Source organism: Streptomyces coerulescens (assembly GCF_042657965.1).
Classification (GTDB): Bacteria; Actinomycetota; Actinomycetes; order Streptomycetales; family Streptomycetaceae; genus Streptomyces; species Streptomyces coerulescens.
This window is the reverse complement of the sequence record NZ_JBHSKM010000019.1, coordinates 182,710-201,576: the sequence shown is the minus strand read 5'-3', so window position 1 is coordinate 201,576 and position 18,867 is coordinate 182,710. Positions and strand designations below refer to the sequence as shown.

The 18,867-nt window shown below is 72.3% G+C and carries 17 protein-coding genes; 7 read left to right on the top strand and 10 right to left on the bottom strand.

Annotation, left to right across the window (positions count from 1 at the left end; translation table 11 throughout):
- Positions 1 to 3: 3 nt before the first annotated feature.
- The 4 genes from ACFPQ9_RS24015 to ACFPQ9_RS24000 form a co-directional block, all read right to left on the bottom strand.
- Positions 4 to 486: an excalibur calcium-binding domain-containing protein gene (locus ACFPQ9_RS24015; protein ID WP_380856790.1), complete on the bottom strand. Its 483-nt coding sequence runs from the start codon at positions 484 to 486 to the stop codon at positions 4 to 6.
- Between the two features lie 85 nt (positions 487 to 571).
- A complete protein-coding gene (locus ACFPQ9_RS24010; protein ID WP_380856787.1) occupies positions 572 to 1,729 on the bottom strand; it encodes an alkaline phosphatase PhoX in 1,158 nt (385 codons plus the stop codon).
- Between the two features lie 243 nt (positions 1,730 to 1,972).
- On the bottom strand, positions 1,973 to 3,460 hold the full coding sequence (locus ACFPQ9_RS24005; protein ID WP_380856784.1) for a sensor histidine kinase: 1,488 nt from the start codon (positions 3,458 to 3,460) through the stop codon (positions 1,973 to 1,975).
- Entirely contained in the window at positions 3,457 to 4,344 is an 888-nt protein-coding gene (locus ACFPQ9_RS24000; RefSeq protein WP_380856781.1) for a response regulator transcription factor, read from the bottom strand. Before ACFPQ9_RS24000 ends, ACFPQ9_RS24005 begins: the two co-directional genes overlap by 4 nt.
- 192 nt (positions 4,345 to 4,536) lie before the next feature.
- Here ACFPQ9_RS24000 and ACFPQ9_RS23995 point away from each other — a divergent pair, with 192 nt between their 5' ends.
- The 3 genes from ACFPQ9_RS23995 (at position 4,537) to ACFPQ9_RS23985 (ending at position 7,445) form a co-directional block, all read left to right on the top strand.
- Entirely contained in the window at positions 4,537 to 5,142 is a 606-nt protein-coding gene (locus tag ACFPQ9_RS23995; RefSeq protein WP_380856779.1) for a carbonic anhydrase, read from the top strand.
- Positions 5,139 to 6,932 carry a SulP family inorganic anion transporter gene (locus ACFPQ9_RS23990; RefSeq protein WP_380856776.1) on the top strand — a complete coding sequence of 598 codons (1,794 nt, stop codon included), beginning with the start codon at positions 5,139 to 5,141 and terminating at the stop codon, positions 6,930 to 6,932. Before ACFPQ9_RS23995 ends, ACFPQ9_RS23990 begins: the two co-directional genes overlap by 4 nt.
- A gap of 84 nt (positions 6,933 to 7,016) precedes the next feature.
- A complete protein-coding gene (locus ACFPQ9_RS23985; RefSeq protein ID WP_380856773.1) occupies positions 7,017 to 7,445 on the top strand; it encodes an excalibur calcium-binding domain-containing protein in 429 nt (142 codons plus the stop codon).
- 44 nt (positions 7,446 to 7,489) lie between these two features.
- On the opposite strand, the gene nirD is transcribed toward ACFPQ9_RS23985, so the two are convergent.
- From nirD to ACFPQ9_RS23970, 3 genes are read right to left on the bottom strand one after another with little or no spacing between them, the layout of a single operon-like run.
- Positions 7,490 to 7,840, bottom strand: coding sequence for a nitrite reductase small subunit NirD (nirD, locus tag ACFPQ9_RS23980; RefSeq protein WP_380856770.1), 351 nt, complete (start codon positions 7,838 to 7,840; stop codon positions 7,490 to 7,492).
- Positions 7,837 to 10,440 (bottom strand): nitrite reductase large subunit NirB, encoded by a 2,604-nt coding sequence (nirB, locus tag ACFPQ9_RS23975; RefSeq protein ID WP_380856767.1) that lies wholly within the window; start codon positions 10,438 to 10,440, stop codon positions 7,837 to 7,839. The genes nirD and nirB overlap by 4 nt, the downstream gene beginning before the upstream one ends.
- Positions 10,440 to 11,651 (bottom strand): NAD(P)/FAD-dependent oxidoreductase, encoded by a 1,212-nt coding sequence (locus ACFPQ9_RS23970; RefSeq protein WP_380856764.1) that lies wholly within the window; start codon positions 11,649 to 11,651, stop codon positions 10,440 to 10,442. Before ACFPQ9_RS23970 ends, nirB begins: the two co-directional genes overlap by 1 nt.
- Positions 11,652 to 11,912: 261 nt before the next feature.
- On the opposite strand from ACFPQ9_RS23970, the gene ACFPQ9_RS23965 reads away from it, so the two are divergent.
- The 4 genes from ACFPQ9_RS23965 to ACFPQ9_RS23950 all read left to right on the top strand — a co-directional run bounded on the left by ACFPQ9_RS23965 (position 11,913) and on the right by ACFPQ9_RS23950 (position 15,273).
- Positions 11,913 to 12,434, top strand: a complete 522-nt coding sequence (locus tag ACFPQ9_RS23965; RefSeq protein ID WP_380856761.1) for a hypothetical protein — start codon at positions 11,913 to 11,915, stop codon at positions 12,432 to 12,434.
- A 10-nt stretch (positions 12,435 to 12,444) separates the two neighbouring features.
- Positions 12,445 to 13,725 (top strand): sensor histidine kinase, encoded by a 1,281-nt coding sequence (locus ACFPQ9_RS23960; protein ID WP_380856758.1) that lies wholly within the window; start codon positions 12,445 to 12,447, stop codon positions 13,723 to 13,725.
- A gap of 41 nt (positions 13,726 to 13,766) precedes the next feature.
- A complete protein-coding gene (locus ACFPQ9_RS23955) occupies positions 13,767 to 14,417 on the top strand; it encodes a LuxR C-terminal-related transcriptional regulator (RefSeq protein WP_380856755.1) in 651 nt (216 codons plus the stop codon).
- 73 nt (positions 14,418 to 14,490) lie between these two features.
- Positions 14,491 to 15,273: a sulfite exporter TauE/SafE family protein gene (locus tag ACFPQ9_RS23950; RefSeq protein ID WP_380856752.1), complete on the top strand. Its 783-nt coding sequence runs from the start codon at positions 14,491 to 14,493 to the stop codon at positions 15,271 to 15,273.
- A 214-nt stretch (positions 15,274 to 15,487) separates the two neighbouring features.
- Here ACFPQ9_RS23950 and ACFPQ9_RS23945 read toward each other — a convergent pair whose 3' ends face one another.
- The 3 genes from ACFPQ9_RS23945 to ACFPQ9_RS23935 form a co-directional block, all read right to left on the bottom strand.
- Positions 15,488 to 16,156, bottom strand: a complete 669-nt coding sequence (locus ACFPQ9_RS23945) for a class F sortase (protein WP_380856749.1) — start codon at positions 16,154 to 16,156, stop codon at positions 15,488 to 15,490.
- 116 nt (positions 16,157 to 16,272) lie between these two features.
- The gene (locus ACFPQ9_RS23940; RefSeq protein ID WP_380856746.1) at positions 16,273 to 16,788 is read right to left on the bottom strand and encodes a hypothetical protein; all 516 of its coding nucleotides are present in this window, start codon (positions 16,786 to 16,788) and stop codon (positions 16,273 to 16,275) included.
- A gap of 386 nt (positions 16,789 to 17,174) precedes the next feature.
- A complete protein-coding gene (locus tag ACFPQ9_RS23935; protein WP_380856743.1) occupies positions 17,175 to 18,821 on the bottom strand; it encodes a M4 family metallopeptidase in 1,647 nt (548 codons plus the stop codon).
- Positions 18,822 to 18,867 lie beyond the last annotated feature (46 nt).

Here is an 18,867-nt window from a genome sequence, read left to right as displayed (position 1 = left end):
CCGTCAGCTGTCGCAGCCCACCCCGTCGTTGTCCCGGTCCAGGTGGGAGGCGTAGCCGGGTTCGCCTCGGTGGACGGGGGCGGCGCCCGCCGCGCGGGCCTCGGAGCAGTTGGCGTAGTAGACGTCCGCGTCGGACGAGCCGGAGCCGGAGCCGACGTCGGAGTCGGAGTCGGAGTCGGCGACTGTGTCCGGCGCCGGTGTGGCGGTGACCGTCTTGGTGACCTTGACCGTCTTGGTGGCGGTGACCGTCGGCGCCGGCTCGGGGTCGGGAGCCTGCGCCGTCGTGGTGACGGTCACCGTGGGCCGCGGTGATGCCGCCGCGGGCTGTGCCTCGTCGGTCTTCTCGCCGGACGTGCCGCCCGCGCCGATGCCGATGAGGAAGGCCAGGGCGAGGGCGGGCAGTACATAGCGTTTGCGGGCCCACTTCGGGGCCGGGCGCAGCGGCGGCTGCGGTGGCATGGGTGCCGAGGTGTACGGATGGGTCATGTCATCCCCCCACTGGTGTTGCGTGAGGGGATGACCGTATTGCTTCGCGACGGAGTGTGCAGGTGGTGTGTCTGTTTCGTGACCGCTATGCGCGGAAGGGGCCCGTCACCTCATACGTGATGCCGCCCGACGAACTGCCGCTGGTGCCGCGCTGGCTGGAGAAGTACAGACGGGTGCCGTCGGGGGAGAACGCAGGGCCCGTGATCTCCGAGCCGGACTGGCCGTCGATCCGCAGGAACGAGGCGACCACGTCGTCCGGGGTGATCACGCAGATCTCCATGTTGCCGCCGTCCTCGGCGACGAACAGGTCACCGGAGGAGGCCCCGGTGATGTTGTCGACGCCGGTGAGCGGGGCGGTGCCGTTGACGAGGGAGTCGTCGTACGCCAACTCGTAGGTGCTGTTGGTGAGGTTGAGCTGCCAGACCCGGTTGTCGCCCTTGGTCGTGAACCAGACCGTGTCGTCGGCGTAGTGGCAGCCCTCGCCGCCGTTGAAGGACTTGGAGCCCGAGACCTGGGAGCGCGTGGCGGTCGGGGAGCCGTCCGGGTCGGGGATGTTCGCCCAGGTGAAGGAGCCGGACGTGGCACTGCCCGCGACCATCACCTGGAGGGTGCCGGACGACAGGTTCCCCCAGGTCGTCGGGACGAAGCGGTAGAAGCGGCCGTTGCTCTCGTCCTCGGTCAGGTAGATCACCTTGCGCACCGGGTCGGCGGCGGCCGCCTCGTGCTTGAAGCGGCCCATCGCGGCGCGCTGCACGGCCGGGTTCGTGCCCCACGGGTCGGTCTCGTAGACAAAGCCGAGGGACACCTCCTCGCAGGACAGCCAGGTGTTCCACGGGGTCTTGCCGCCCGCGCAGTTCTGCCGGGTGGACGAAAGGATGCGGTACGCGGCCGTGATCGCGCCCGAGGACGAGAACTTGACCGCGCTCGCGCCGCCGGAGGGGTTGATCTCCGAGTTGGAGACATAGATCCAGCCGCTGCCGTCCGCGTAACAGGCGCCGCCGTCAGGGGCGTTGTGCCAGGTGTACGACGTTCCGGAGACCGTCTGGCCGGAGCGGGCGATGACGCGGCTGGTGAAGCCGCTGGGGAGTCTGATGCCGTTGGCGTCGGGGGAGCCCAGCGCCCCGTAGGGGCCGGGGCCGGGCTGGGCGGGCGCGGCGTACGCGGCACCGCGCCACAGGGTTCCGCCGAAGACGGCGGCAGAACCGCCGAGGACGGCCGCACGCAGCAGATTACGACGTTCCACTCTCACTCCAAGAGGTGGAGACCGCCCCGCCGCCGGTCGGCGGCAGGGGTCGTGCCTGGGGGGGGCGGCATGGAAACTAGGGGCGCATGGTGGACGGACCGTGGCCAACGCATGACCGACGGACGGCATACCCGGGTGCTGACTGTGCGCTGCTGACGAGCGCTCAGCTGAGTGCCACCCGCGTACGCTCCCCGGAGTGCCGCTACCAGTGTGCGCCCCCTGAGTATCCCCGCCCTCGTGCGCTCACGCACGCAACGCCGGCACCACCCGCTTGCGCTGACCGGGCACCTTGTCGCCGCCCGGGCCGTGCCCCTCGCGCGGCGGGTCCGCCGACGGCAGGCGGATCACCGCGTCCAGGCCGCCCGAACTCGCCGCGTGCAGGCTCGCCTCTCCGCCGCTCGCGTGGGCCAGGCGCTGGACCAGGGACAGGCCGAGACCCGTACCGCCCTTGGGGGCGCCCGGCGCCCGCCAGAACCGGTCGAAGGCCCGGTCCCGCTGCTCCGGGGTCATGCCGGGGCCCTCGTCGGTGATGTGCAGGTCGACCCAGGCGGGGCGGGCGTCCCGCAGGGCGCGCCGGGCCGGGACGTGCAGCCGCAGCTCCATCGTCACGGTGGAGTCGCGCGGGGAGGCGCGCAGGGCGTTGGAGAGCAGGTTGTCCACGATCTGCTCGACACCGCCCGGCACCGCGAGGACCGGGCCCACACTGCCCGCGAACAGCACCAGCGAGACCCGCTGTTGCTCGAAGAGCGGCAGCCAGGTGCGGTGCCGTTCCGCGCAGACGGCGCCCACGTCGACCTGGGTGGGCGTCGCGGAGTCCTCCTCCAGACGGGCCATCGCCAGCAGCCCCTCGACCATCCGGGAGAGCCGGTCCGTCTCGGTCACGGCGGCGGTGAGGCTGCCGAGGCCACGGTCGGAGACGTTCGGCTCCAGGTTCTCAAGGCGCAGCCGCAACGCCGCCAGCGGCGTCTTGAGCTGGTGCGAGGCCTCGCCCGCGAACGCGCGCTGGGCGGCGAGGAGATGGGCGAGCCGGGCGGCCGTACGGTTGAACGCGGTGGCCAGCCGGCGCACCTCCGGCGGGCCCTTCGTCATCGTCACCGGCGTGGCCCGCCCGCCTTCGGCCAACTCATGGGTGGCCCGCTCCAGTTCGCGGATCGGCCGGCCGGTCCAGCGGGCGATGGCGAACCCCACGACCGCCACGGCCGTGAGCACCCCGAGCCCGACCAGAGCCAGCACCAGCCACACGCGATGGACCCGTTCGTGCACCGTCCGGGTCGGCAGCGTCAGCCACACGGCGCCCTGCAACCCCGTGGCGTGCCGGACCGGCGCGGCGACCGAGAGGTACTCGACCCCGCCGATGGTCGACGTGCGCACGTCCACCGTGGAGGCGCCCCGAAGGGCGGCCGCGATACCGGGGCGCGAGGCGAGGTCGGACGACATGACGGCGGCCCGCGGATGCGAGGTGGCGAGCAGCGTGCCCACCGCGTCCACGATCACCACCTTGCCGCCGATGCGCTGGGCGCAGTGCACCGCGCGGTGCGGCAGATCCCGCTCGGCACGGCCCGCGCTGAGCGACAGCGAGGCGTACGCGGAGACCGACTCGGCCTCGTCCTTCGCCGCGTTCACCACCCGCTCCCGCTCACTGCGCGAGTACACGAAGCCCAGCGGGATCTCCAGGCACAGCAGCACGAGCGCGGCGAGACTGAGGTAGCTGAGCAGCAGCCTGCGGGTCACGGCGAGGGCACCTGCTGCCCGCCCGGCTCGGTCTGCACCGCCAGCCGGAAGCCGACCCCGCGCAGCGTCTGGATCCACGCCGGGTCGCCCAGCTTGCGCCGCAGCGAGGCGACATGGACGTCCAGCGTCTTGGTCGGGCCCTCGTAGTGCGGGTCCCACACCCGGTCAAGGATCTGCTGCCGGGAGTACACCGCACCCGGATCCTCGGTCAGCAGCGCCAGCAGCTCGAACTCCTTCGGCGTGAGGGTGACGGGGATCTCGCCGACCCAGACCTGACGGGTGCGGCGGTCCACGACCAACGGGCCGGGCGGGTAGGAGGGGCGGGGTGTCGGGTCGTCGTACGGCGGAAGCGACTCGGCCTCGTACGAGGGTGCGGCGGGCGGCGGGGCGGCCGCCCGTTCCGCCAGCGCCCCGGCACGCAGCCGCTCCACCAGCGCCTCCGTGCGGCCACGGTCCGGCGCCGCCGTCTCGAAACGCTCCGGATCGCCCGGAGCCTCCGTACGCGGCGTCTCCGCCGCCGTCTCCGTCCGCTGGGTCCGCCGGGTCACGGCGCGCACCCGTGCCACCAGCTCCCGGATGCTGAACGGCTTCGCGAGATAGTCGTCCGCCCCCAGCTCCAGGCCCAGCACCCGGTCGGCCTCCTCACCCCGCGCACTCAGGATGATGACCGGCACGTCCGAGACCTGCCGGATGCCCCGGCACACATCGATGCCGTCCATGTCCGGCAACCCGAGGTCGAGCAGGACGACATCGCCGTACCCGCTTCTCAACCCCTCCGCCCCGGTGGTCACGTGATGCACCGTCAGCCCGAAGTGGGCCAGTCCTTCGACCAGCGGTTCGGCGATCGTCTCGTCGTCCTCGATGAGCAGCACTCGTATGCCCATGCGTCCTGTCTCTCCGTGAATTTGCATTCTCTGCCCTGACGTACACACGCTACAAGTAACAAGCGCTTGCCTGGCGTTGCGACAAAGAATGTCCAATTGCTGTACGCGCTCTGGCCTTTACTTAACCTTCCTCTGGTGTGCACTCCTCTACGGTGCTGTGAACTGGTTGAACTCCCAGCTGAGGAGGCATCGTTGAAGGCATTGCTGGACCGTGCCCGTTCGTTCAGGCGCAGGGTCGATTTCGAGAGCGACGCATATCGGAAACTGGCCGAGGGGCAATATCCCGAGGCGCTCTTCATTACCTGCTCGGACTCGCGGGTCATACCCGCACTGATTACCGGTGCCCGGCCCGGAGAGATATTCGAGCTGCGCAACGCGGGAAATATCGTGCCGCCGTACGGCAGTCCCGGCGCGTCCGGGGAGGCCGCCACCATCGAGTACGCACTGGAGGTGCTCGGGGTTCAGGACATCGTCGTGTGCGGTCACTCACACTGCGGTGCCATGGGCGCGCTGAAGTCCGGTGACGACCTGACCGCGCTGCCCGGTGTCGACGCCTGGCTCCAGCTGGCCCGCCCTGAACTGGCGCCGGTCCTCACCACCGCCACCGACGACCCCTCGCTGCCGGACGTGGCGCAGGGCAATGTCGTCAACCAGCTCGCCGTCCTGTCGACCTACCCGGTGGTGCGGCAGCGGCTGGACGGGGGACGGCTGCGGCTGCACGGCTGGTACTACGAGGTCGACACCGGGCAGGTGCACGAGCTGGAGGGTGACGGCCGGTTCCGGGTGCATACCGGATGAGCGGGGCACATGCGCGCGGGCGGACTCGCGGCAGGGGGAGCGGGGAGCCGGCGGCGGCCGCGGGGCCGCAGTCGGCGCGGGCCGGGGGCGAGCGGCAGACGAAGGCGGGAGGCGCGCGGTCGGCGAAGGCCGGGGGCGCGTCACCGGCGAAGGCGGCGGGTGCGCGGCCCGACCTCGCCAACGAGATCACCGCCTCCCTCGTCGTCTTCCTCGTCGCCCTGCCGCTGTGCATCGGCGTCGCGGTGGCCTCCGGTGTCCCCGCCGAACTCGGCATCATCTCCGGCGTGATCGGCGGCCTGGTCGTCGGTGCGGTCCGGGGCAGCACGCTCCAGGTGAGCGGGCCGGCCGCCGGGCTCGCCGCGCTGGTCGCGGAGACGGTGCTGGAGCACGGCCTGGCGATGCTCGGCGTGATCGTCCTGTTCTCGGGCATCCTCCAGATCGTCCTCGGCGTCGTACGCCTCGGCCGGATGTTCCAGGCGATCTCCCTGGCCGTGGTGCAGGGCATGCTGGCCGGTATCGGGCTGCCGCTGATGTTCAGTCAGGCGTACCCGATGTCCGACGCCAAGGCGCCCGGCACGCCGATCGAGAACATGGCCGGGATCCCGGGCCTGTTCGCCGACATCCTCACCGACCCGCAGGCGATGATCGCCACGCTGCTGGGCATCGTCACGATCGTGCTGAGCTTCGTGTGGAAGAAGGCGCCGGGCCCGGTGAAGCGGATCCCGGCCGCGCTGGTCGCGGTCGCCATCGGCATCGTGGTGGCCGCGCTGCCCGGCGTGGACGTGAAGACGCTCCAGGTCGGCAATCTGCTGGCGTCGGTGCAGGTGCCGGGGGCGGAGCAGTTCGCGGGTCTGGCCGACACCGCGATCATCACCTCCATCCTCACCTTCACGGTGATCGCCTCCGCGGAGAGCCTGTTCACCGCGGCCGCCGTGGACCGGATGCACAGCGGCCCGCGCACCCGGTACAACACGGAACTCATCGCCCAGGGCGCCGGGAACACCATCGCGGGCATCCTCGGCGCCCTGCCGATCACGGCGGTCGTGGCGCGCAGCTCGGCCAATGTCCAGGCAGGCGCGAAGACCCGGCTCTCCCGCACCCTGCACGGCCTGTGGCTGCTGGCCTTCGCGCTGCTGCTGCCGCAGGTCCTTGCGTTGATCCCGATCTCGGTGCTCGCCGGCGTCCTCGTGCACAGCGGCTGGAAGCTGTTCGCGCCGGAGGAGTTCCCGAAGATGTGGCGTCAGGACCGCGGCGAGTTCGTGGTGATGACGGTGACGACGCTGGTCATCGTGGCCACGGCACTGCTGGAGGGCGTCCTGATCGGTCTTGCGGCCGGGATCGTGCTGGCGGCGCTGCGCATGTCGCAGACGGTGATCCGGCAGCACATCGAGGAGGACACCGCGAAGGTCGTCATGGCCGGCAACGCGACCTTCCTGCGGCTGCCGCAGGTCATCGAGGCGCTGGAGAACGCCGCCGCCTCGGGCAAGCCGCGCATCCGTCTGGACCTGACCGGTGTGACGCACCTGGACCACGCGTGCCGCAACCAGGTGGAGGAGTTCACCGCGCAGCAGCGGGGGCTGGGGCTGCGCGTGGAGCTGCTGATGCCGGGACCGGCGAGGACGGAGGCACCGGCCGCCGCGATGCCCGCCCCGGAGCCGCCCCTCACGCCACCGTCGGCTCCCGGCCCGGACGCCGAGTGGTTCTACCTGGACACGGGCCCGCTCTCCGACGGTCACGCGGATCCGATGCACACCTACGCGGAGAGCTACCCTCCGGTCACGTCACGTTAGCATCACGGGTCCTTCATAACTCCACCGCATCAGCGGCCCCTGGCTACGTTCGTCACCTCGTGAACGACCAGGGAAGGACTCCCCGTGAACCTGCTTCGCAAGCCCGGCGCCATCGTCGTCGCCGCGCTGGCGCTGGCCGCACTGCCGTCCACCGCCGCCGCCCATGACGGTGCCCACCCGTTCGAGAACTGCACCGAGGCGTACGCCAACGGGCACTCCGACATCCCTGCGAACGATGAGCACTACGGCTCCCATCTGGACCGGGACGGCGACGGCCTCGGCTGCGACAACCCACCGTCCGACTTCGTCCCCGCCGACGAACAGGCGGCAGGGGAAGGGGCGGCGGAGGAAGGGTCGGCCTCCGGCGAAGCGGCCGGCGAGGACGGCAACGACACCGACCTCGCCGCGACCGGAGGCGACGACAACACCCCGTACCTGGCGGCGGGCGGCGCGGCCCTGCTCGCCGGGGGCGGGGTGTTGCTGGCGGTCCACCGACGGCGCGCGAGCCGCTGACCTCTCTCTTGAGGACGAGCCCCTACGAGCCTTGAGACGGGCCCCTACGAGGCCCGTACCTCGTACGTAGTGATCCGCACCGACTCGTCGTCCAGGCACTGCCCGGTCTCCAGGTCGAACCGCTGCTTCAGCAGGGGCGAGGCCACGAACGGGCGGCCCTGGTGGGTGCCGGTCAGGCCGCGGGAGAGGACCGCCGCGCCGCAGAACGGGTCGCGGTTGTCGATCGCATACAGCTGTCCGGCACGGTCGCGGAACAGGGCCACCTGACCGCCGTCCGGCAGCAGGGCCGCCACACCGCGGCCCGGGAGCAGCCGGGTCAGGTCGCAGACCGTCAACCAGTCCTCGTCCAGCCGTACTTGGATCTTCAGGTCGGTGGTCTCGGGTGCCAGGGTCATCGCTGGGCGCTTCCTTCCAGGGGGCGGGAGCCGATGGTCAGCAGCGGCAGGTCGGGCTTGATCTGGTCGCGCTCGGGGACGAAGCCGACGACCGGGTCGGGGGTGTCGGGGGCGTTGACGAAGGAGACGAAGCGGGCCAGCTTCTCGGGGTCGTTGATGGTCTCCGACCACTCGTCGCGGTAGTTGGCGACGTGGGCCGCCATCAGCGACTCCAGCTCCTCGCAGATGCCGAGGGAGTCCTCGACGACCACGTCACGCACGTGGTCCAGGCCGCCCGGGATCCGCTCCAGCCACACGCTCGTGCGCTCCAGGCGGTCCGCGGTGCGGATGTAGAACATCAGGAAGCGGTCGATCAGCCGGATCAGCTCCGTGTCGGAGAGGTCCTGCGCCAGCAGGTCCGCGTGGCGCGGGGTCGCGCCGCCGTTGCCGCCGACGTAGAGGTTCCAGCCGCCCGCCGTGGCGATCACGCCGAAGTCCTTCGACTGGGCCTCCGCGCACTCCCGCTGGCAGCCCGACACCGCCGACTTGAGCTTGTGCGGCGACCTGAGCCCTCGGTAGCGCAGCTCCAGGTCGATCGCCATCCGCACCGAGTCCTGGACGCCGTAGCGGCACCAGGTCTGGCCCACGCAGGACTTCACGGTGCGCAGCGACTTGCCGTACGCGTGCCCCGACTCGAAGCCGGCGTCCACCAACCGGGCCCAGATGAGCGGGAGTTGCTCGACACGTGCACCGAACATGTCGATGCGCTGGCCACCGGTGATCTTCGTGTAGAGGCCGAAGTCCCGGGCGATCTCACCGATCACGATCAGCCCCTCCGGGGTGATCTCACCCCCGGCGATCCGCGGTACGACCGAATACGAGCCGTTCTTCTGGATGTTGGCGAGGAAGTGGTCGTTGCTGTCCTGGAGGGCCGCCTGCTCGCCGTCCAGGACATAGCCGCTGGCGCCGATCGTCGGAGCGAGGGAGGCGATGATCGAGGCGACCGCCGGCTTGCAGATCTCACAGCCGTCGCCGCCCCGGGCGCCGTCGCGGCCGTAGCGGTCCAGCAGGTCCTGGTAGGTGTTGATGCGCAGGGCGAGGACGATCTCGTAGAGCTCCTCGCGGGTCTGCCCGAAGCAGCCGCACAGGCCCTTGTCGACCTCGACGCCGGACGCCTCCAGCTCGGCGTTGATCAGCTGGCCGAGGACCTTGACGCAACTGCCGCAGGTCGTACCGGCCTTGGTGCACTTCTTCACCTCGGGCACGGTCGTGCACTGGTGGTCGGTGACCGCGCCGCGGATCGTGCCCTTGGTGACGTTGTTGCAGGAGCAGATGATCGCCTCGTCCGGCAGCGCGGACGGGCCGAGCTGGGTGGGCGCACCGGCGCCGGCCGGCAGCACCAGCGACTCGGGCGACACCGGCGGGACCGAGCCGGTGAACGCCTTCAGCGTGCCGTACGCCTCCGCGTCGCCGACCAGGATGCCGCCGAGCAGCGTGCCGTCGCGGCCGATGACCAGCTTCTTGTACAGGCCCGCGCGGGAGTCGGAGTACACGACGTCCAGGCAGTCCTCGGTGGCGCCGTGCGCGTCGCCGAAGGACGCCACGTCCACGCCGAGCAGCTTCAGCTTGGTGGAGAGGTCCGCGCCGACGAACGACGCCTCGTCGGACGCGATCGTCGCCGCCGCCGTCTCCGCCTGCTCGTAACCCGGGGCCACCAGGCCGTACACCCGGCCGTCCGCCGCCAGCGCGCACTCACCGATCGCGAACACGCGCGGGTCGGCGACCGTACGGCACTGCTCGTCGACCGTGATGCCGCCGCGCTCGCCGACCGTCAGGCCGCAGTCGCGGGCCAGCTGGTCGCGGGGGCGGACACCGGCGCTGAACACCACCATGTCGGTGGCGAGTTCGGAGCCGTCGGACAGCTTCATACCGGTGACGGCGCCCGAGGAGTCCGTCACGATCTCCTGAGTGCCGACCCCCGTGTGCACGGTCAGACCCATGTCCTCGATGGTGCGCAGCAGCGCCGCGCCACCGCCCTCGTCGACCTGGACGGGCATCAGCCGGGGCGCGAACTCCACGATGTGGGAGGTCAGTCCGAGACCCTTCAGCGCACCGGCCGCCTCCAGGCCGAGCAGTCCGCCGCCGACCACGGCACCGGTCGTGCGGGTCTTGGCGTACTCCTCGATCGCGAGCAGGTCGTCGATCGTGCGGTAGACGAAGCAGCCGGTGGCGTCCTTGTTCGGGACCGGCGGCACGAAGGGGTAGGAGCCGGTGGCGAGGACGAGCGTGTCGTACTCGAAGACCTCACCGGAGCGGGCGGTGACCCTCTTCGCCTCACGGTCCACGGAGACGGCCGGGTCGCCGACGTACAGCTCGATGCCGTGCGTCTCGATGAACTCCATGTCCGTCATGGACAGGTCCTCGGGCGTCTTCCCCGAGAAGTACGAGGTCAGCGCCACGCGGTCATACGCCGGACGCGGCTCCTCGCACAGCACGACCACGCGGTGCGTGGCGGTCAGGCCGCGCTCGGCGAGCGCCTCCAGGAAGCGCTGGCCGACCATGCCGTGGCCGACGAGCACGATCGTGGGGGTGGCCTCCGTGGCCTCCGGGGTGGCGGTCATCAGGAGCCTCCATCGTTGGTGAGCAGGTGGAGCAGAGGGGCGTCGTCGGGGAGCGGCTCTGCTCCCTCCCAGGCGCGGGCGAGCGCGCCGACGGTGCCGAGTTCGCCGACGAGGACCCCGCCGACCAGGCGGTCGTCACGGACGACGACCTTGCGGTAGGTGCCGCGCGTGGCGTCGGTGAGCTGCACGACGTCGTCGCCGGGCCGGGCCTCGGTCTCGCCGAACGCGGCGAGGTCGAAGAAGCCCTCCCCGGCCAGCGTCAGCCGGGTCAGCGCACGCGTGCCGGTGTAGCGGGCGGCACTGTCCCCGGCCAGCGACTCGGCGAGGACGTCGGCCTGTTCCAGTGCCGGCGCGGCCAGCCCGTACACCGTCCCGTCGTGCTGGGCGCAGTCGCCGACGGCCCGGATGTGCGGGTCGGAGGTACGGAGTTCGTCGTCGACGAGGATGCCCTTGTGCACGGCGAGCCCCGCCTCCTTGGCGAGGCCGGCGCGCGGGTGGACGCCGCAGGCCAGGACCACGAGGTCGGCGTCGAGGGCGTAGCCGTCGGCCATCTCCACCGAGCGGACCGCGCCGCCGACACAGCGCACGTCCCGCACGCGCAGGTCGGTGTGGACCTCGACGCCGAGGTCGGTGAGATGGCGCCGGACCAGCTTCGAGGCGGCCGGGTCGAGCTGACGCTCCATCAGCCGTTCGGACTGCTGGGCGAGCACGACCTGCGCGCCGCGCAGCGCCAGCGCGCGGGCCGCGGAGACCCCGAGGAGCCCGCCGCCGATCACGACCGCCCGCGCCCCCGGCCGTACCGCCTTGGACAGGCCCAGGCAGTCGTCCATGGTGCGGAAGGCGTGGACGCCCTCCGGCAGTTCATGATCCGGGGTGAACAGACCCCGCAGCGGCGGGAGCACCGCGTTGGAGCCGGTGGCCAGCACCAGGGTGTCGTATGCGATCTCCGACCCGTCCGCGAGATGTACGGCTCGCATCTCGCGGTCGATGCCGGTGACCCGGCCCCGGGTCAGCTCCGCGGGCGCCGGCAGGGCGATCACCTCGGGGCTGTACCGTCCGGCGAGCACCTCGGCGAGCAGCACCCGGTTGTACGGGCGGTGCTCCTCGTCGCCGACGAGCGTCACGGGCGTGCCCAGCTCGCCGAGCCGCCGGGCGAGTCGTACGCCCGCGAGTCCGGCGCCGATCACCACCACACGCGTATTCGAGGTCATGCAAAGGAGCGTGCGGTGCCGGTGTTTCCCGACCGCATCACCTCTGTTTCCCACGAGGAACGCTGCCCTCAGCGAGTCCGGGGGGCGGGTGTGAGGGTTCGAAGGGCGCGGTGGGGGCGGGCTGTGAGGCCGGGCCGTGGAGATGCGCCGGGGGTGGGGTGAACCGTACCCCCGGTCTCCGTGCAGTCCCCATCGCATACGACCCGGGGGGACGGGAGCCTGGAGGCGTCGGCTTTCAGCGGCTCATGCCAGGGGGAACGTGTGAGGGACCTCGTTCGCGAGAGGGGACCGGTCGGCCGGGACGCCGCCGCCGTATGGGTGTGGCGGCTCGTGCGCGAGCCGTTCACCGCGCGGACGTGGCGGCGGACGGCGTACGCGCTCACCGCCCTCCCCGTCGGCGCGGTGTGCGTCCCCCTCGGCCTGGCCGGGCTGCCGACGGGGCGCTGGCAGCGGGAGCTCGCGCACCGGCTGCTCGGTGCCGACCTCGGTGAGCGGGGCCACGGCGGCCCGCGCGCCGGCCTGGTGCACGCGCTGGGCGCGCTGCCGCTGAACCTGCTCAGCGCCCTCGTCACGCTGTACGGCTGGGCGATCGTGCCGATGAACCTGGGCTGGCCCCTGCGCGCGGGCGGCGATCCCGCCGGCGCGTGGGGCGGGCCGACGTTCGCCGGGGCCTGGGCGTTCCACGCGATCGTCGGCGGGCTCGGCTTCCTGCTGCTCATGCCGTGCGTCGTACGCGCGCTGACCGGGCTCCAGCTCCGCTGGGCCCGTACGGCCCTCGCCTAGGTTGGCCGCTGTGAACCGCCTCCGCTCCCTCGCTGCCGCCACCTTCGGCCGCCGCGCCCTGGCCGCCCTGCTGTACGCGGTGATCGCCTTCCCGCCGGCGCTGGTCGGCTTCGTCCTGGTCCTGGTCGGGCTGGCGCTGGGCGGGGCGCTGTCCGTGACGACGCTGGGGTTGTGGCTGATCGCCGGGACGGTGCGCGGGGCGCTGGCGCTGGGCGCGGTGCAGCGGGGCCTGGCCCGCGGGCTGCTCGGAGTGGAGATCGAGGAGCCCGCCCCGCCGGGCGGCGCCGGGGTGCTGGGCCGGCGGCGGGCGCTGCTCGGCGAGCGGGTGGGCTGGCGGGCCGTCGCCTGCGCGCTGTCGACGCCGTTCACCGCGGTCCTCGCACTGGCGGCCGTCCTCGCCGGATACGTATACGGCGCCCTGTTCACCCTGCACCCGCTGCTCAAGCACCTGAACAACCGGACCGTCCACCATGCCGACGGCTCGGTGACGCGGGTGTCGCTGGAGTTCTTCGGCTATCAGGTCGACAGCTGGCCGCGCTGGCTGATCCCGGTCACGGCCGGACTGCTGCTGCTCGCCGTCGCCCCCGCCCTACTGCGCCACGCCCTCACCCCGCACCGGCTGCTGCTGACGGCGCTGCTCGGCCCGAGCGCCGCCGACCGCCGGATCCGCGCCCTGGAGGAGACCCGCGCGCACGCCGTCGAGGACGCCGCCGCCACCCTGCGCCGGATCGAGCGCGACCTGCACGACGGCACCCAGGCCCGGCTCGTCGGCCTCGCCATGCATCTGACCGTGATCCACGAACTGGTCACCGCCGACACCGACCGCGACCGTGTCCTCGCCGCCGTCGACACGGCCCGCGCCAACGCCACCCAGGCCATCGCCGACCTGCGCCACCTGGTCAAGGGCATCCACCCGCCGGTACTGGACGAGGGCCTGCCCGCGGCGCTCGCCACCCTCGCCGCCGACAGCGCCCTCGGCGTCGAGGTCAGCACCGACATCCGCACCCGCCCCACCCCCGCCGTCGAGTCCATCGCCTACTTCTGCGCCGCCGAACTCCTCGCCAACGCCACCAAGCACAGCGGCGCCGACACGGCCACGATCACCGTCACCGCCCACGACGGCCCGCTGCGCCTGCGCGTCGCCGACCCCGGCCGGGGCGGCGCGGTGATCGGCGCGGGCTCCGGACTCACCGGGCTGCTGGCCCGGGTGCGCACCGTCGACGGCACCCTCACCTGCGACAGCCCGCCGGGAGGGCCTACGGTGGTCACCGTCGAGCTGCCCCGCGCCTGACTCGGCCCCACGGACCACCCCCCACCGCCGATCGGAGCCGCATGCGCGTCGTCATCGCCGAGGACTCCGCGCTCCTGCGCGACGGGCTCGTGCAACTCCTCCAGCTCAGGGACGTGGAGGTCGCCGCCGCCGTGTCCGACGCCGAGGCGCTCCTGGCCGCCGTCGCCGCACACGCCCCCGACGTCGCCGTCGTCGACATCAGGCTGCCGCCCACCCAGAGCGACGAGGGCGTCCGCGCGGCCCTGCGGCTGCGGCGCGAGCACCCCGGCCTCGGGGTCCTGCTGTTCTCGCAGTACGTCGAGACCGCGCACGCCGCCCGACTGCTCACCGACCCCGCCGGGTTCGGGTATCTGCTGAAGGAACGGGTCGTCGACATCGGGGAGTTCGTGGGCGCCCTTGAGCGGGTCGCGGCCGGCGGCACCGCGCTGGACCCCGAGGTCGTCGCCCAGCTCTTCGGCGCGAGCCGGCGCGCCACCGCCCTGGACGCGCTCACGCCCCGCGAGCGCGAGGTGCTCGCCCTGATGGCGGAGGGCCGCACGAACCACGCCGTCGCGACCGCGCTGACGGTCTCCGAGCGGGCCGTGGAGAAGCACATCGCCAACATCTTCACCAAGCTCGACCTGCCGCCGTCGGAGACGGGACACCGCAGAGTGCTGGCGGTGCTCAGATATCTGGAGGACACGCGCGCCTGACCCGGCCCCGCGAACCTCAGATGCTCCTCAGGTACATGGACTGTGCATAGAACCGCCGCCTAGGGTCGCGATCATGCCCGACATATCCCTGACCACGGTCGTCGTCCTGTGCCTCGCGGCCCTCGCGGCCGGCTGGATCGACGCCGTGGTCGGCGGCGGAGGACTGCTGCTGCTCCCCGCCCTGCTGCTCGGCCTGCCCGCGAGCACCCCGGCCGCCTACGCGCTCGGCACCAACAAGGCGGTCGCCATCGTCGGCACGACGGGCGCCGCGGTGACGTACTCCCGCAAGGCACCGGTGGACGTACGCCTCGCCGTGCGCATCGGCCTCGCCGCGCTCGCGGGCTCCTCCGGGGGCGCCTTCTTCGCGGCCGGGATGAGCACCGAGGTGCTCAAGCCCGTGATCATGGTGGTGCTGCTGGGCGTGGCCGCCTTCGTGATCCTGCGACCCGCCTTCGGCACCGCCCCGGCGACCGGCCCGGCCTCACCCCGCCGGATCCTCGCGGCGATCGGCCTCGCGGGCCTGGGCATCGGCTTCTACGACGGCCTGATCGGCCCCGGCACCGGGACGTTCCTCGTCCTCGCCCTCACCGCCGTGCTCCACCTCGACCTCGTCACCGCCTCCGCCACCGCGAAGATCGTCAACTGCTGCACCAACGCCGGCGCGCTCGCCACCTTCGCCTGGCAGGGCACCGTGCTGTGGCAACTGGCCGCGGTGATGGCCGTGTTCAACCTCGCGGGCGGCACCCTGGGAGCCCACACGGCACTGAAGAAGGGCAGCGGATTCGTCCGGATCGTCCTGCTGACGGTGGTGTTCTCCCTGGTGGTGAAGCTCGCCTACGAGCAGTGGCTGGCCTAGGCAGCGGGCCTTGTCGCGACAGGGGGTGCCGCCCTCGGTGCGTTTGGCGGGTGCGGGTGGTTCGTGGTTGCTCGCGCAGTTCCCCGCGCCCCTGAAAGCAGGGCGTGCGCTGGACGTCCCTTGGGAATGCGCAGGGCGGTGCCCATGGCGCCGGTGCCGAGGAAGTGCTCGCCGCCCAGCTGCGGGAGTGGAGGCCGACGCTCCCGAGGAGCGTTCAGCGGCTGCCGGTCAGATGCGCGAAGACGACGACATTGCCCCGGTACCCGGTCGTCCGTGAGTAGCCGCCGCCGCAGGTGATCACCCGCAGTTCGGGGCGGGCCGCGGCGCCGTACACCTTCTCGTCGGGGAAGGCCTTCGCGTCGTACACCTCTACGGCGTCGACCGAGAACAGGGCGGTGCCGCCGTCGCGGCGGTCCACCTCGATCGTGCTGCCCTTGCGCAGGGCGCCGAGGCGGTAGAAGACGGCGGGCCCGTCGGCGTTGTCGACATGGCCGGCGACGATCGCGGTGCCCGTCTCGCCGGGCGTGGTGCCGGCCTCGTACCAGCCGGCGAGGTTCTCGCGCCCGGCGGGCGGGACGTCGAGGCTGCCGGCCTTCGTCAGACCGAGGCCCATGACGGGGGCGTCGACGCGGATCGACGGTATGCGTATGCGGTCGGGCGGGGAGGGCGCGAGCGCGAGGGCGGCGGCGTGCAGCGGGTCCCGCGGGCCGGCGCGGGGGTCGCCGCTCTCGGTGCCCGGCGAGGCGGCCCCGGCCTGCGCCGCCGACGGTTGCGGCGGGGCGTGCGACGCGCCGCCGTTGTGCAGCAGCCAGGCGCCGCAGCACACGGCCAGGACGGTCACGGTGGCTATCGCGGTGTCACCGACGCTCCATCGACTGCGCACGCGAGCCTCCTGGGACTCTCCTCGGGCCCCCGTTCCCCCTCCGGGCCGCGAGGGGCATCGGACCCGGAGGGGGAGGGGACGTGCGGTACCGGCGGACGGACAGCGGAGGGTGCCCGTCAGATCCCGTCGCCTCTCGCCCGGCGATGCAGGAGCCAGGTACCGCCCGCGGCGGCGACGGCGAGAGCCGCCACGCCGGCCGCGGTCTGCACGGGATCGCGGTCAAGAGCGCCGCCGACCCCCGTCTTCACACTTCCTCTCGGATGCGCCTGCTGCCCGCTCGCCGACGTCAGCGTGACCACCAGGTCGCCCGCGACCCGCTTGCCGCCGGCGGCGCAGGTCGCGACGATCTCGTACGTCCCCGGCTGCGCGCTCGGCGGCACCCGGAACCGTCCGGTCGCCTTGCCCTTGTGCGGTGCCAGCGCGAACGAACCGGCGCCGACCGCGCTCGCGTCGCCCGCCGCGCCGCCGTCCCGGCACGCGGACGTGTCCACCGTGACCCGCTCGCCCGGATCGACCGAGGCCGGACGCAGCTCCAGACGGTCGGCGTCGGCGCCGTACACGGGCGCGACGACTGTCGCCAGGGCGCCGACGGCCAGTGCGGTCCCGGTCAGCAGACGGGCGGTACGACGCATCGATGCTCCTCCGAGCGCAACGGACCCACGGCCCGCGACACCCCCATGTGCCGCCGTCTCGGCCGAGCCCTGCCCTACGAGGAAACGGCCGATGCGACGGGCGCGCCTGCCGAGAGAACACCGCGAGCGGGGTGAACGGGCGCCGGGAGGGAGCGTGCAGACCGCCGTTTCAGCAGGTCAGAGGGGCGGGTCGGAGGCGCCGTGGAAGAGAATCGGTTGGGCGGGACGCGGGGGTGTGAACGGGTGACGGAGGCGGGCGACGACTCACGGTTCCATCCCGGCTGGGCAGGACGCTGCCCACCCAGGGGCGCGGGGAACTGCGCGACCAGCCACGGATGACCCGCACCCGGCCACGCAGGCCCACCACCCGATCCCTGCCCCGTCGGTCAGCCCACCTTCACCGCACTCCAGGCCGCGGCCACCGCACGCTCCTCCGCGCTCCCGGCGCCATACAGATCCCGCGCCGCGCTCAGCGTGGCCGTCCGCGCCCCCGCGTACTTCGTCGAGGACGTCATGTAGACGGTCAGCGCCCGGTACCAGATCTTCCCGAGCTTGGCCCGCCCGATCCCGCTCACCGAAGAGCCGTCACAGGTGGGGGAGTTGTAGCTCACCCCGTTGATCGTCTTCGCACCGCTGCCCTCGGCCAGCAGATACGCGAAGTGGTTGCCGACCCCCGACGAGTAGTGCACATCGAGCTGCGCGGTCGACGTGCTCCAGCAGTCCACCGAGACGCCGTCCCGCGACGGCTTGTCCATGTACCGCAGGGCGCCGCGCCCGAGCCCCGACCGGACGACCTTCTCACCGATCAGATAGTCCCCGGGGTCCGAGGAGTTGCCCGCGTGGAACTCCACCAGCGACCCGAAGATGTCGGACGTCGCCTCGTTCAGCCCGCCGGACTCGCCCGAGTACGTCAGCGCCGCCGTCTTCGACGTCACGCCGTGCGACATCTCGTGCCCGGCGACGTCCAGCGACACCAGCGGACCGAGCTGGGTGCCGTCACCGTCGCCGTACGTCATGCAGAAGCAACTGTCGTCCCAGAACGCGTTGTTGTAGGCGTTGCCGTAGTGCACCCGGTTGAACGAGCCCTTGCCGTCGCCCGCGATGCCGTTGCGGCCGTGGACGTCCCGGTAGTAGTCCCACGTCGTGTCCGTGCCGTACTGCGCGTCCACCGCGGCCGTGGAACGGTCGGCCGAAGTCCCGGTACCCCAGTGGTTGTCGGCGTCGGTGAAGACCGTCGCGGGCGCGCGGTTGAGGCAGACGGTCAGGATGCACAGGTCGGTCTTGTTCGCCGCGTCACCCGTGTAAGTGCCGCCGCGCGTCGCGTCCTTGAGCTGGTAGGCCGCACCCGACGCCGTCGTCTCCAACGGCACCGTGCCCGCGTACAGCGACTTGCCGTCACCGGACGCCGTCTCGATGCTGTCCCAGGCGTCGATCTGCGCACCCGTGGCGGCGTCGGTCAGCACGGTCCGCGCGACCGGGTTGCCGAGGGAGTCCTGCGCGACCGCGTCGGTCCGCCAGGCCAGCTTCGGCGCGCCGTGCAGGGCGTCGACCACCAGCTCGGGCCTGGACGTGAGCTTCTTGAGGATCTCGCCGACGTTCACCGCACGCAGCGCGCTCGCGGCGAGGTCGGCGGCCCGGGGCCCGGAGACCTTGGGGGACACGCTCTTCAGGGAGATCGCGCGCCCGACCGCACGGGAGGCACCGCGGTAGGTGCCGTCCTTCTTCAGATGCACGACGAAGTCGCCCCCGAGAACGGGGAGTCGGTGATATGTCCGGTCGTAGCGGACATGCTGGGTTCCGTCCGAGTCCACCACCACGTCCCGGACGCGGGTGTCCTGCGCGGCCGTCAGCCCCAGACTCCCCGCGACGTCGGGGAGGACCGAGGCCGCGTTCTCCACGGCGTCGGCCCTGCTGGGCGGTTCGTCCGCGCCGGCGGTGGGGGTGAGGACGGCGGCCAGCAGGCCGGCGACGGCGGCCGCGGTGCCCGCGGTGGCCAGTCGGGAACGTCGGATGTGCGGCCGTATTCGGCTCATCGGTCTCCTTGAACTGGGCGGATGCTCGGGAGCTGACCCAGATTCA

Coding starts and splice junctions, on each gene's coding strand:
- ACFPQ9_RS23940 (WP_380856746.1), bottom strand. CDS start 16,788: ATGCGTCGTACCGCCCGTCTGCTGACCGGGACCGCACTGGCCGTCGGC.
- ACFPQ9_RS23970 (WP_380856764.1), bottom strand. CDS start 11,651: ATGACCTCGAATACGCGTGTGGTGGTGATCGGCGCCGGACTCGCGGGC.
- ACFPQ9_RS24000 (WP_380856781.1), bottom strand. CDS start 4,344: ATGGGCATACGAGTGCTGCTCATCGAGGACGACGAGACGATCGCCGAA.
- ACFPQ9_RS23935 (WP_380856743.1), bottom strand. CDS start 18,821: ATGAGCCGAATACGGCCGCACATCCGACGTTCCCGACTGGCCACCGCG.
- ACFPQ9_RS23955 (WP_380856755.1), top strand. CDS start 13,767: ATGCGCGTCGTCATCGCCGAGGACTCCGCGCTCCTGCGCGACGGGCTC.
- ACFPQ9_RS23990 (WP_380856776.1), top strand. CDS start 5,139: ATGAGCGGGGCACATGCGCGCGGGCGGACTCGCGGCAGGGGGAGCGGG.
- nirD (WP_380856770.1), bottom strand. CDS start 7,840: ATGACCCTGGCACCCGAGACCACCGACCTGAAGATCCAAGTACGGCTG.
- ACFPQ9_RS23950 (WP_380856752.1), top strand. CDS start 14,491: ATGCCCGACATATCCCTGACCACGGTCGTCGTCCTGTGCCTCGCGGCC.
- nirB (WP_380856767.1), bottom strand. CDS start 10,440: ATGACCGCCACCCCGGAGGCCACGGAGGCCACCCCCACGATCGTGCTC.
- ACFPQ9_RS24015 (WP_380856790.1), bottom strand. CDS start 486: ATGACCCATCCGTACACCTCGGCACCCATGCCACCGCAGCCGCCGCTG.